Consider the following 13,293-nt stretch of genomic DNA (forward strand, 5'->3'; position numbering starts at 1 on the left):
CGGCGGAAAGGGGAACTGTCAGTCGGTGCGGACAGCGCTCGTAGCAGATCCGCCGCGCGTGGATTCGGCCTTCACCACTGTCACCTGCTGGCTCGGGCCCGGCTTCGCCTCCAAGGTCCAGCTGCCAAGGGAGTTGACCGTGACGGTTCCAAGTTTGCTCGGTGCGCGGTTGGGAGAGACGTCGTAGATGGTGACCGATGCCGAACCGGCCGGGACGGCGCCCGCGACCCTGGCAGTGCCTGAAATCGTCAAGTCCTTCCGGAGACGGTGCCTGGCGGTGGTGATGCTAAGAACATCGGTTTGGGCAGTCGGGGGTTCAGCCGCCGGCTGGGTTGTGGTTTGGGTTGGGGTCGGGGTTGCAGCAGCTGTTGGCTCAGCTGTTCCGGTTGAACTGTCGCCAACGGTCGACTCAGTCGTTGCCGACGTTGGCTCTTTGGCCGGTTCCCCCACTCCTTCTGGTGTGATGGGGTGCGGCCTCGACGCCTCGATGGGATCGTTGGGGTCCGGGTCGTTCGGGTTCATACCCACACTGAATTGGGCCATCATGTCGTGGTCTTCGTGCGGGAGGTTGTGGCAGTGGATCATGTACCTGCCGCGATGGTGTTCGAACTTCATCAGCAGCCGGACTGTTTCGCCCTCGCCTACGTAGACAACATCCTTTGGCCCGCGCTCGTAGTTGAAGGGCGCCCGCCCGTTGCGGCTGAGGATCTGGAAATCCACCAGATGGATATGGACAGGGTGGAACCAACCACCTGAGCTGTTCTCGATGTCCCAGATTTCCACATCATCCAGGTCCGGGTCGGCCAGGACTTTTTTGTAGCCGCTCGCCACCACTTCGTCCCAGGTCATGCCACCGAACGTCCAGATGTCGTTGTCCCGCTTTACCCGCATGTGCCGGGTTTTCACGGATTGGGACGGCTTGAGGTCCATAGTGGTGCTTGACGTAAGCAGAGTCGGCAGGACCTTTGCCGCAGGCCCGGACGTATCCACCGGTTCATCCGTCACATCAAACGCCATGACCTTGCCGGTGTTGTCGTAGTCCACGTTGTTCTTGTTGGACAGGTTGCGCAATTCCACGCGTTTGCCTGCCGGGTACTTGGAGAAGTCAATGAGGACTTCGTAGCGCTCGGCACCGCTGTGCCGCCATGATGTCACCTGCTGTGCCGTGGGCATCAGGCCGCCATCCGTTGCCACCATGGTCACCGGGTCCCCTGTGCTGAGGGAGAACCGGTAGGAGCGGGAGATGGAGGCATTGAGGATACGAAAGCGGTAGATTCTCCGCTGGACCTTCATCACTGGCCATGGGGCGCCATTGACCAAAATCACGTCACCCCAGAGCCCGGAGTGGGTGTTGTCGTCGTATGCCAGTTGACCGTTGGCAGCGAACATAGCATCCGAAACAGTCAACGGAACGTCGAACTTGCCCTGCGGAAGCAGGTTCCGCTCAACGTCATCGTGCAGGTGGTAGTGGCCGGCGAGACCGGAATAGACACTTTGTGACGTGTTGTGCACCGCATGGTCGTGATACCAAAGAGTTCGCGCCGGCTGGAAGTTGGGGTACTCGTAATCCTTGCAGTAGCCAAGCCCGGTCAAATCGTTCGCGTAGCCGTCGAACTGAGGCAGGGAAGCCGAACCGTGCAGGTGGGTGGACGTATCGAGCCGATACCCCCACTGCGGATGGAGCAGCGGCAGCACGTTGTCCATCATGAGGGTGGTACGGTCCCCCTGGTTTACCTTGATGGTGGGGCCCGGAAAGGTTCCGTTATAGCCAAGAATAGGCGTGGTCATACCGGGCACAATGTTCGCTGAACCCAGTTTTTGCTGAATGCGGTAGTGGTACCTGGTGTGGCCATCCGGGTCCACGGTTTTGTGTGTGTGCCTCAGCACTTCAGGGACAGTCAGGGTCCGCTGGTAAAGCCTGGGCATGTTACGAGGATCCAGCTGGCTTGCAGACTTGGCCTCGACCGATCTCAGTGGCACGGCCAGCCCAAAGGCGCCGATGATTCCGATACCACCTATTTGCATTGCCTGCCGGCGTGAAATGGACATGTCCAAAGCATGTGCGGACCACAGTGCGAAAAAGTTGGGGAAATCTGGGGCTGGGCCATGCCAAGGATTTCCCAAGCGGGCAACGCCAGGCTGGCTGGCACAACGCCATGGCCGGCAGAGGAAGCAGCTGCCGAAAATCCCATCAGCCGCCTGCCCTCGTGCGCGGCTTCAAGCAAAGGACTGTCCCTTGAGCACCACCAAAACCCCGCGTTCGCTGAAGGCAGCTGCCGTGGGGGCAGCCACTGCCACTCTCATGACCTTCGGCCTCGGTGCCGCCTCTGCCCACGTGACCGTGACACCGGACGCCCCCGCCGAAGGCGCCTCGACCCAGGTGACCTTCAGGGTTCCCAGCGAATCGAAGACCGCCACCACCACGAAGATTGAGGTGGACCTGCCAACGGATACCCCGTTCACGTCCGTCCGGGTGAAGCCCGTTCCGGGTTGGACCGCGGAGGTGGTCAGGGGAGCATTGCCCCAGCCGGCCACCGTTGACGGTGCCACCAACACTGAGGCGCCGTTGTCTGTGTCCTGGACCGCCAACGACGCAGCGAGCCAGCTGACAATTGATCTATACCAAACGTTCTCGGTGTACGTGGGAAAGCTTCCGAAGTCCGGCACCACGGTGATGCTCCCAGTGGCGCAGTCCTACTCCGACGGCAGCGTGCGGAACTGGGATGACCCCGTCGTCGAGGACCAAGGCGAACCAGAACACCCTGCCCCAGCCTTCACCACCACTACCGCTACGCGGCCCGAACACGGCCACCCTGGCACTGCTGCGGCTGCGGCTACCCAGGCCACCGAAACGGTGGCTTCAGTGAGCCCGGACGCGGGAACCCCCGGACAGGTCTGAGTAGCGATGGTGGCTGGCCTGTTCGGACTCGCCGCAGGCATTGCCGCGTTCCTCCGTGCTGGCCGTACCAGGAAGAGCTAAGGGCCAAGCATTGCCGGCGCCGGCGAGTACTGATCCGATAGAGCCACATATACGGCCTAGCGAACCCTTGAAACTACCGAGTCCTGGCTGGAAGAGGGCGTAGGAAAGTGCCGGCTGGTGAAGCGGAGGGCGAGAGCTGCCCCGCCGAACGTTGCGGTGACCGAAGTCCCGGCCCCCGGGGCTGACCGGACCTCGAAGGTGCCCCCGGCCTGGCGGATGGTGTCCGCAAGGATCCGTAGGCCAAAGTGGCCTTCCGCTCGGGGTTCGGTAGGGTCGAAGCCCACACCATCATCGGAAACGGTGAGCTGCGTTCGCTGGCCGGCCTGCCAGATCCGGATCCCCACCGATTGGGCGGAGGAATGCTTGCTGACATTGACCAGGGCTTCACGCGCCACCCGATAAAGCAGAACCGCCCGGTCCCGGTCGACCACGAGCTTGTCGGGAATGTCAACGATGAGGTTGATACCGCGCTCCACCAGGGGTGCTTCCAGCCTCGTGAGGGAAACCTTGAGCCCCAACTCCTCAAGGTCGGGCGGATAGAGTTCGCTGGTCATGGCCCGCAGGGTGCGGATATTGTCCTGCAGTATTGTGCGGGCATTCAGAAAAACGGGCTGGAGCTCCTCCGGGCCGCGGCGCTCCTCGGATTCCAGGGCGTAGGCCAGCCCGGACAGGTCCTGGATGACCTCGTCATGGAGTTCAGCGGCTATCTGGCGGCGCTCCTGGTCCGATGCCTCGATGGCACAGCGCAGCATGGCGTTGCGCGCGGCCTGGTGGACCTGCATCCGCCGTGCCAGGCGGACGGCGGGAACAAGTTGCGTCAGCTGGAGGACCGCCAATGAAAGCGCCAACGGCGGGACCATTCCCATCAGGACTGCTTGTTGCTCGCGGCGGACCCCGTCGCCTGAAGTGTACGTTTCGAAGATCATCGGAGCTCCGCTTTGCGAGATGGAGCGGGCGTAGACTTCCACGAGTTCGCCGGAGTCTGCCTCAAACTCGTTTTCTTCCCCTGTCTGGGATTCAAAGGTTGCCGTCGCCGGCCCGCCTTCGAGGAGCTCGCGCGCCCACTCTTCCTGTGCGAAATCCTGCCCAATGAGCGATTCGGCATCAGAGTAGACGACGCGCCCGCGCTCGTCCCAAACCTTAATCCTGGTGACGCCGCTTTCCGCCAGCCACGGAGCCAGCCTCTGGTCCAGCAGCTCCAGCGCGGCGGGGTCGCGGGCAAGGAGCTGATCTGTTATCAAGGGCCCAACCACGTTGTCGGCCAGGCGCTGGGTGATGTCCCTGGCATTAGCCAAGGCGTGCCTTTCCGCCTCGGCACCAACCCAGAACGAAACGGGGACGGCAATCAGGACGAGGGCCGCAAAGCCGGCAGTGAGAAACCGGGCAACAGCAGCCCGGACCTCGCGCCGTTCAGCGGCATCACGGCCAATGTTGGCGCCATTAGCGGGCTCTGCCGCATGAAAATTGAGCACGGCTGGTCTGCCTGGTTACTTTCCCGAAGGCTCCGGGGCGGAAAGGGCGGTGCTGCCCCACCTGGCCACCAGGGATGGATTCACGATCATGTTGCCGGCGTGGGCATGCCGCAAGGTGTTCAGCACTACTCCCAGGGCGCCGTCTTTCGGAAGGAACCCGCAGATGCCCATGCGGGCGGCATCGCGCAGCGCATCCTGTGACGGGTTGCCCGTGAGCATCACGATCCGGGTACCCGGTGCCTCGGAAAGGATGCGCTCGGCAGCACCGAGCCCGGAACCGTCGGGAAGGTACAGATCCATGATGACGACGTCAGGCGCGAGGTCCCGGAACATGGTCACCGCTGATGCCACGGACTTCGCCGCTCCCACACTTTCCAGGTCCGGCTCGCGGTCCAGGGCACCGGCCAATAAATCCGAAAATGTGGTGTGGTCATCAACAATCATGATCCGCAGGCGCCCTGTTTCCTGCCGGGCCAAAACATCCTGCTTGGTTATCGCCGAACCGCTCTCCGTGACCCCGTGGTTGGGGCGAGGGGACTCCGCCTGCCCGGACGGTGCGCCGGTGCTCCTCAGGAGCCTGGTTTGCGCTTCCCTTAGCACAGGGCCCGGGGCGCAGCCCAGTTCCATATCGATGATCCTGCGGCAACGGTCGTAGGCCCGCAGGGCCTCAGTAGTTTCGCCATTCTGCTCAAGACCCAGAATCAGCGCTGTCCATGCCCGCTCGTTGAGGGGGTCTTCCTTGACGGCCGCACCGCTCCAGGCGATCGCCTTTTCTGCTTCCCCCACGGAGAGGGCGGTTTCTGCGGCCATGACACGGGCAAGGCCCACCTGCGCTGCGTGGGCGGCCCGCTCCTCCTCCGCCCAGGCCGGCAGCAGCTCATCCCCGAGCAACGGGTCGGACGCGAGGTCAAGGGCCTCAGTCAGCATTGAGAGCGCGACGCGCGGCTCCGCCTGGCCGGCCATTTTGGTCAGCGTCTCGAACCGGTCCAGATCCAGTTCCACCAGGGACCGGTCAATGGCATAGCCGCCGGTGACTGTTTTCAAGGGACCCGTCCGGCCGCTTCCGGGCTGCAGGTGGCGCCGGAGCACGCTGACATAGCTTTCCAGAGTCGGCAACGCCACGGCGGGGTGGTTGCCGCCCCACAGCAGGTCCATCAGCCGGGCCTTGGAGACCGCCGAACCAAAATTCATCAGGAGAATCTCCAGCACCTGGCGGGGTTTCGGTCCACCCAGGTGGTTGGCACTCAGCTCCACGTCACCGCGGCGAATCGTCAACGGACCGAAAACCGAAATCTGAAGGATCGGTGCCTGCGGCGTTACATCGCTGACAAGGCCTGCCTGCTCGGTGTTGTCGGCCAGTTCCAAAGTAATCACGAAGGTTCCCCCTAAGTAGTCCGGTGGTGCGTGGTTCTCATTGAAACCGGGGGCATACGCACCAACCACAGTGCTCGGTACTCGCTTTGTTACTTGAGCTTTTCCAGGGAGTACTTGGTTTTGGAACTCATTACACAGAATGCAAGCCCCCGGAAGGCAACAGCAGCTCCGGTGAGCCGCTGCTTGTGGGAGCGTTTGCGCTGGTGACACCCGGAACGCGGGCGCCTCGGCCGAACTTTGGGAAAAGCCTAGGTAGCGCGGTGTAAGTATTCACTTTGCCGCCAAAGCTTTCCCCAACCCGGTACCCCTAATTTTGGAGCACAAGCAAAACCCCGTCCCACTGAACCAGTGCTGGCACGGTGTCCGGGCAGAAGCAAGGAAGGCCGTTTCAATGAAGAAGTTTTGGTATTTCTCCGTAGCAGCTGCAGTGGGTGCTGCGAGCCTGGGGGTCTGGGGACAGGCAAATGCCGGGCCGCCATCTGAAGTTACCCCCGGGGTGGTGGTGACTGCCGGCAGCGGCACAGGCAAAACGCAGAACCCCGCGGCCCTGGTTCCCGCACCGACCCCCACGGCCACCATCACCGCCACCCCTGCGCATTCAGCTCTTGGAACACAACTCGTCCCCGCACAACAGCAGACCTACAGACCCGTTCCGACGGCCAGCGCCGCGCACCAGGCCGGTGACGATAAAGGCGGCCTCAGGGGCCCCGGCGTCTCAGACGACCACCCGGGCGACGACAAAGGTGGACTCAGGGACGACAACATTTCGGACGACGCCCCCGGCGACGATAAAGGTGGCAGGCGTTAGCACCTGACCAACCCCACCAAGGTTTTCCCTAGGACACCCCTGCAGCATGGCCTTGTTTCGCCGACTCTACTGGGGAGTTGGCCCCACAGGGGAGCAGATTGCAGGATGAAGGCTTCATCGCGTAAACCAACACAAAAAAGCAGCACCCGCCCACGCCTGCGGTTCCTGGCCGCTGCCGGGGCAGTCGCCATGGCCGCGTCCATGGGCCTGCCGCCTGTGGCAGCAAACGCAGTGCAAGCTCCGGTAGGCGCGGGATTCACCGTGACGCCCGCCGACTTGTCCTTCATCCTGAAGCAGATCAAAATCGCGGAGGCCCACGTGGCCAACACCACGTCGGAGACCGGGCCATGCGGGGCTCTGGTGGGAACCGGACCCGACCAGCTTGCCAGCCCCCTGCTGTCCCACGGCCTGCGCACCGTCGACGGAAGCTGCAACAACCTTCAGCCGGGCCAAGAAACCTATGGCGCATCGGACCAGGTGTTCCCGCGGCTGGGGTCCAAGTCGTTTGGGCCCGCCGAGAGCGGCTCTTTTGGCGGGCCCCCGGCAGCCACGAGCTACACGCAGAAGTCTGGCAACGTTTTCGATTCGCGCCCCCGCACCATCAGCAACCTGATTGCGGACCAGACGTCCACCAACCCGGCAGCTGTTGCCGCCGCGGGCTTCCCGGCCCGGACCCAAGGCAACGAGGGCGTGGTGCCCTGCACCACAGACCCAAACCCTGAGGCGACTCCCCCCGTGGCAGCCGCCCCGGACGGCTGCGTGCCCTCGCACAACACGCTGTTCATCCCCAACGTGACTACCGACGTCGGACTTTCACCGCCCTACAACTCCCTGTTCACCCTCTTTGGGCAGTTCTTTGACCACGGCATCGATCAGACGGTTAAGGGCGGCGGCACGGTCTACGTACCGCTGAAGGCGGATGACCCGCTGATCGCAGGCCCGGACCACGTGTTTGGCAACGCCGACGACCTCAACCCGCGCATGCGTTTTATGGTCCTGACCCGCGGCCAAAACCAGCCGGGCGAGGATGGCAAGCTGGGCACCGCGGACGATGTCCAGGATGCCCTGAACACCAATTCGCCCTGGGTGGACCAGAGCCAGACCTACTCCTCTCATTCCTCCCACCAGGTGTTCCTGCGCGAGTACACCAACAACCCCGCAGGCCGGCCTGTGTCAACGGGCGCGATGCTGGGTGGTCCGGAAGGAACGCCCACCGCCGGGGGCATGGCCACCTGGGCCGACACTAAGAAGCAGGCACGGGAGCTGCTCGGCATACAGCTGCTGGACAAGGACGTCCTCAACGTTCCCATGCTCGCCGCGGACGCCTACGGAAAGTTCATCCCCGGCCCCAAGAACGGGCTTCCGCAGTTCGTCACCAAGTCCGGCCTGGTGGAGGCAGACCGCGCCGCAAACGGGGGGCAGGGAACCCTTGTGCCCCAGGACGTGCTGTACTTCAACACTCCTTTCCTGACGGACATCGCCCACAACGCCGATCCGTCACCGCAGGACGTCGACCACAACCCCGCCACACCCCGGACTGCTCCCGCCCCGGACGCCGACGCCGCCGCTTCTGCCGATTTCATGAGCCAGGCCCCCGGCACCTACGACGACGAAATGCTGAACGTGCACTTCATCGCCGGAGACGGCAGGGTCAACGAGAACATCGGGCTGACCGCCATCCACCAGGTCTTCCACTCCGAGCACGACCGCATGGTGGCAGACATCAAGCGGGTCCTCGGCAACGACACCTCGGCTCGGGGCGTCGCCGCACTGGCCGAGTGGAAGCTGGCAGAAGGAGCAGACGGCTGGAACGGCGAGCGCCTTTTCCAAGCCGCGCGGTTCATCACGGAGATGGAATACCAACACCTCGTGTTTGAAGAGTTTGCCCGGAAGATCCAGCCGGCGATCAACATCTTCGAGCCTTTCGCTTTTGCCCAGACGGACATCAATCCCGCCGTCAGCGCAGAATTCGCACACGCGGTGTACCGCTTCGGCCACTCGATGCTCACCGAGACCATTTCCCGCCGCAACGAGGACAGCCCGGGAGCGGACAACATGTTTGGCACTTCCGACGACGTCAGGGGCTCCCAGAACGACCTGTCCCTGCTCGAGGGGTTCCTGAACCCGCCCGCCTACACTGACGGCGGCCCCGCCGGCACACTCACCTCCGAGGAAGCCGCCGGAAGCATCATCATGGGCATGTCGGACCAGGTGGGCAGCGAACTGGACGAGTTCGTTACAGATACCCTCCGCAACAAGCTGCTGGGGCTCCCCATGGACCTCGCGGCGATCAACCTGACCCGCGCCCGGTCAGAAGGGCTGCCCACCCTGAACGGGCTGCGCCGGGAGATTCACGGCGCCACCAACGACAGCCAGCTCAAGCCGTACACCAACTGGATCGACTTCGGCGAAAACATCAAGCACCCGAAGTCGCTGGTCAATTTCGTGGCCGCCTACGGCAAGCACCCCTCGATCGTCAGTGCAACCACCCTGGAGGCCAAGCGCACCGCAGCACGGCTGATCGTCAGCCCTGACGCCCTGGCCGGCGAGGTGGCCCCCGATGACGCAGTTGCCTTCATGAACAGCACGGACGCCTGGGCCAACAACGGAAACTCATCGATCACCGGACTCGATGACGTGGACCTGTGGATGGGCGGCCTGGCAGAACGGACCAACCTGTTCGGCGGCCTCCTCGGCAGCACCTTCAACTACGTCTTCGAGAGCCAGATGACCGATCTGCAGAACGGTGACCGGCTGTACTACCTGGCACGCACCCCTGGCATGAACCTGATGGCGCAGCTTGAAGGAAACTCCTTCGCTGAGATGATGATGCGCAACACCAACGCACAGGCACTGAAGGCGGACGCATTCGCCACGGCTGACTGCAAGTTTGAGCTGAAGAACCTCAACGGAACAGCCGAGGGCTTCAAGGCCGCCGGCAACGCCGTCGCGGATGACCCGGCCTCGGAGTGCAACGAATCCGCACTGCTGATCAGGATGCCGGACGGCACCATCAAGTACCGGGCCTCCAACTCCGTGGATCCGGCCGGCATCAACGGCCAGGCCGTCTACAACGGCTCCGCCAATACTGACCGCATTTACGGCGGCGTGGACAATGACACCATGTGGGGCGGCCAGGGCAACGACGTCATCGAAGGAGGCGACGGCGCTGACACCGTTCTGGGCGGCGACGGAAACGACATCATTACCGACCTCGCCGGCGACGACATCCTGAAGGGCGGGCCGGACAACGACGCGATCGACGGCGGCCCCGGCCTGGACCTGCTGCTCGGCGGGGACGGAAAGGACTTCATCAACGGCGGAGCGAACTCAAACGAGACCTTCTCCGGTGAAGACGACGACTTTGTGATCGCCGGGGAAGGCCTGGACGCAGTGTTCGGCGGAGGCGGGAACGACTGGGCGGAAGGCGGCGACGGACCCGACCTGCTGATCGGGGACTCCAGCAACCTCTTCTTCCTGGACGACTCGCAAAAGCCCGGCAACGATGTCCTGATCGGCCAGGGCGGCGACGACGACTACGACATGGAAGGCGGGGACGACATCGGCATCGCCGGACCCGGCGTGGAAAAGGTGGCCGGCGCCTCCGGCTACGACTGGGAAACCGGCCTCTACGATCCGCAGCCGCAGGACGGTGACCTTGACCTCCCCATCGAACCGCTGGACATCCTCCAGGTAGGCGTCCGGGACAGGTACAACGAGGTGGAAGCCCTTTCCGGCGGTCCCCTCGACGACAAACTCCGGGGCGATGACCGGATCCCGAAGACCATGGGCGGCGCAGGCTTCATCGGCTGTGACGCACTGGACCAGGCCGGCGTGGACCGCATCAACGGACTCAACCAACTGATTCCCTCCCTGCCCACTCCCCTCGCCGACGTCATCAACGCATCCGCCTCCAAGGAGTGCCCTGTGCTTACCGGATCGCATGTCTGGGGCGAAGGCAACATCCTCCTGGGCGGCGGCGGCAGCGACCTCCTTGAGGGCCGCGGCGCCGATGACATTCTCGACGGCGACCGTTACCTCAGCGTCCGGCTCAGCGTCCGCACTGACGCCAACAACGCGGCCAGTGAAGTTGGCAGCGCCACCGGAATGAACGCCCAATACCAGCGCAGTGCCGACGGTACCCTGACCGGCCCGACGCTCCAGCAGGCCGTGTTTGCCGGGACCGTGGACCCCGCCAACATCATTGTTGTCCGGGAGCTCCTCACCTCCGCGGAAGGAACCGACACGGCTTTCTTCTCCGACTTCGCGGCCAACTACACCATCACCACAACCGGTGGTGACGGCACCCTGGGCTCCCCTGGCTCGGTCACCACTGTGCAGCACAACAGCGGTGAGCACGGCACGGACACCCTTCACAACATCGAACAACTGCTCTTCGGTGATGGAACCGACGGAGTGGATGACGATGGGGAGAACGAGGTGGAGGATGGCGCCGATGAGGTGGATGAAGGAGCCGACGACGGTGCTGGCGAAGGCACCGAGGACGAGGTGGACGAAGGAGCCGGCGAAGGCACCGACGGTGGGATCAATGACGGGATCGGCGTCATCCCCGGTGATGGCGAGGTGGTTGTGATTGTCACGCCGGCACCGGGGACCGGGCCCGCGCCCGGAACCGCACCGGTCGATCCAGCACCTGTGGACCCGGCACCTGTGGACCAGGGCCCGGTGGACCAGACCCCCGTCGACCCGGCACCTGTGGACCAGGGACCGGTCGACACCGCACCCGTCGACACCGCACCCGTCGCGCCGGTAAACCAGACACCGTCCGACACCGCACCCGTAAACCAGGCACCCGTGGATACGACGGATTTCAGCGGAGGATTCCTGCTCAGGACCGTTGATTCCCAGGGCACCCAGGTGGGAGAAATCCTGACTGCCGAGCCAGGTGCCACACGCATCGTGGTCCGGGACCTGGAGAACGGTGCCGCTTACCGGTTCCAGGTTGCCCCGGCCGACGGCAGCAGCGCTCCAAAGTTCTCCGACCTGAGCGAAGTTGTTGTTCCCGGTACAACAGAGAAGGAACGCGGCATCTTTGATCAAGGCCTCCCGAACCCGTTCAGCGCAGGGCCCGGCACGGAACAGCCGGCACAGGTACCCGGAGTAGCACCGTTCGGTGGCGCCCTCGGTACCGCCGCAGCCATTTCCCTGGCGGCGCTGGCCGAGTACCTGGTGACGGATCCAGGCACTGCCACCCTGGCAGTCACCACGGGGGGCCTGCTGGCAGCCTGCGCCCTCCTGGCGTACAAGCTGTACCGCTCCCGGGCCAACGCCAGGAGCGCAGCAGCCAAGGAACTCACCGGGGCTAAGTAACCGGCGTACTCCACAGGCTTACCACCAAATCCAAAGGGTGGCCTACCCCAGTCAGGGGCAGGCCACCCTTTGGCTTTGGTCCCGGCAAGCTCCCCTTGGAACACAGAGGTTGGAATTGGTTAGCCGTTAGACATGCAGTGCTGATTCAACTTCTTGCCTGCGGTGCCTCCACAAGTCACGCTGCAGTGCGCCCCCACTGGTGCTAAGCGCCACCGGCGTTCCTGTTCATCCCACTACTCAAGGCACAAGACAAGACCGGCACAGGCAAACCTGGAAGAGTCCATGGGAGGCTGGCGGGAAGAGGGGGCAGGCAGCGCCTGCGGGAAGAGGGTGCAGGCAGCGCCGGCGGGAAGAGGGGCAGGCAGCGCCGGCGGGAAGAGGGTGCAGGCAGCGCCGGCGTCCACGCGCGGCAACAACCCGGTTGAACTACTTTTGCCCCGTGAGCAGGGTGCCTTGGATCGCCGTCAACGGGACGGCCCCAAAGTCCCTGGAATCTATGGACACGCCACGGTTGTCCCCGAGCACAAAGACGCTTCCGGCGGGCACCACTTCCGGTCCAAAGTACGTTGCGTCGATGCGGCTGTGGTCAATGAACGGTTCAGGAACGGCGACGTCGTCCACGTACAGCTCCGAGTCGAGGATGGCAACGGTTTGCCCCTCTTTCGCCACCACCCGCTTGATGGCCGGATGGCCGTCCATGGGGTTGGTGAAAGCGACCACTACGCCGTTCTGGATCAACCCTGAAGCGGCAGCGGGCTTGTACAGGAGCACTACAGAGCCCGAAGGAATGGTGGGTTCCATGCTGTCCGAGGACACGGTGAAAGGTTCCAGCACCCACGCGCGTACGGCAAGGACAGCCAGGGCAGGAACCAGCACCATCACCAGATGGCGGGGCCAGCGGCCTTGAACCAGGCCCTTGCCTGGCAAGGGCAGCAGGGAGCGGCCCGCCAGCCGCCGCCTGCCGGGGCGCTTTACTCCTGACGCGGCTCGCTTCGGCAGTGCTGTTGATGCCATACCGGCAGTCTTCCGGGGCGTCCTAGGGGATACCTAGGAGGCTGGATGATTTCCCGGCAGCAGAGTTGCGCCCCGCAGCAAAACTTGAGCCAACCTTGAGTCATCCTTGAGCCCATCTGCCGGGGCCCTTGAGCCAAGCGGTGCACAGTAGTCCTCGTAAGGGCCGAAGCGCACAGCAGTAACTGGGATCTGGGTCCAGTAGCCAAGGTCTTTTTGGCGGCTCAGCAGAGGCCTTAGCGCTTGGCGGTGTTGAGAAGCCGGCACCGCCAAGCAGACCACTCGCGATGATTTTTCCGGCGCCGCACCCGGCGGGC

At 63.8% G+C, this 13,293-nt stretch carries 7 protein-coding genes; 3 read left to right on the forward strand and 4 right to left on the reverse strand.

What is annotated here, in order from left to right; translation table 11 throughout:
• Positions 1–18: 18 nt before the first annotated feature.
• Positions 19–2,049 carry a multicopper oxidase family protein gene (locus tag AC5RT4_RS06470; protein ID WP_494105206.1) on the reverse strand — a complete coding sequence of 677 codons (2,031 nt, stop codon included), beginning with the start codon at positions 2,047–2,049 and terminating at the stop codon, positions 19–21.
• 187 nt (positions 2,050–2,236) lie between these two features.
• On the opposite strand from AC5RT4_RS06470, the gene AC5RT4_RS06475 reads away from it, so the two are divergent.
• The gene (locus AC5RT4_RS06475; RefSeq protein ID WP_494105207.1) at positions 2,237–2,899 is read left to right on the forward strand and encodes a YcnI family copper-binding membrane protein; all 663 of its coding nucleotides are present in this window, start codon (positions 2,237–2,239) and stop codon (positions 2,897–2,899) included.
• A gap of 137 nt (positions 2,900–3,036) precedes the next feature.
• Here AC5RT4_RS06475 and AC5RT4_RS06480 read toward each other — a convergent pair whose 3' ends face one another.
• Positions 3,037–4,452 carry a sensor histidine kinase gene (locus AC5RT4_RS06480; RefSeq protein ID WP_494105208.1) on the reverse strand — a complete coding sequence of 472 codons (1,416 nt, stop codon included), beginning with the start codon at positions 4,450–4,452 and terminating at the stop codon, positions 3,037–3,039.
• A 15-nt stretch (positions 4,453–4,467) separates the two neighbouring features.
• Positions 4,468–5,826, reverse strand: a complete 1,359-nt coding sequence (locus AC5RT4_RS06485) for a BTAD domain-containing putative transcriptional regulator (RefSeq protein ID WP_494041660.1) — start codon at positions 5,824–5,826, stop codon at positions 4,468–4,470.
• Between the two features lie 391 nt (positions 5,827–6,217).
• On the opposite strand from AC5RT4_RS06485, the gene AC5RT4_RS06490 reads away from it, so the two are divergent.
• Entirely contained in the window at positions 6,218–6,634 is a 417-nt protein-coding gene (locus AC5RT4_RS06490; RefSeq protein WP_494105209.1) for a hypothetical protein, read from the forward strand.
• A gap of 105 nt (positions 6,635–6,739) precedes the next feature.
• Complete coding sequence (locus AC5RT4_RS06495) at positions 6,740–11,965, forward strand: peroxidase family protein (protein ID WP_494105210.1); 5,226 nt, start codon at positions 6,740–6,742, stop codon at positions 11,963–11,965.
• Between the two features lie 426 nt (positions 11,966–12,391).
• Here AC5RT4_RS06495 and lepB read toward each other — a convergent pair whose 3' ends face one another.
• On the reverse strand, positions 12,392–12,979 hold the full coding sequence (lepB, locus tag AC5RT4_RS06500; protein ID WP_494105211.1) for a signal peptidase I: 588 nt from the start codon (positions 12,977–12,979) through the stop codon (positions 12,392–12,394).
• Positions 12,980–13,293: the final 314 nt, after the last annotated feature.

It is taken from the genome of Arthrobacter sp. sptzw42 (assembly GCF_059089685.1).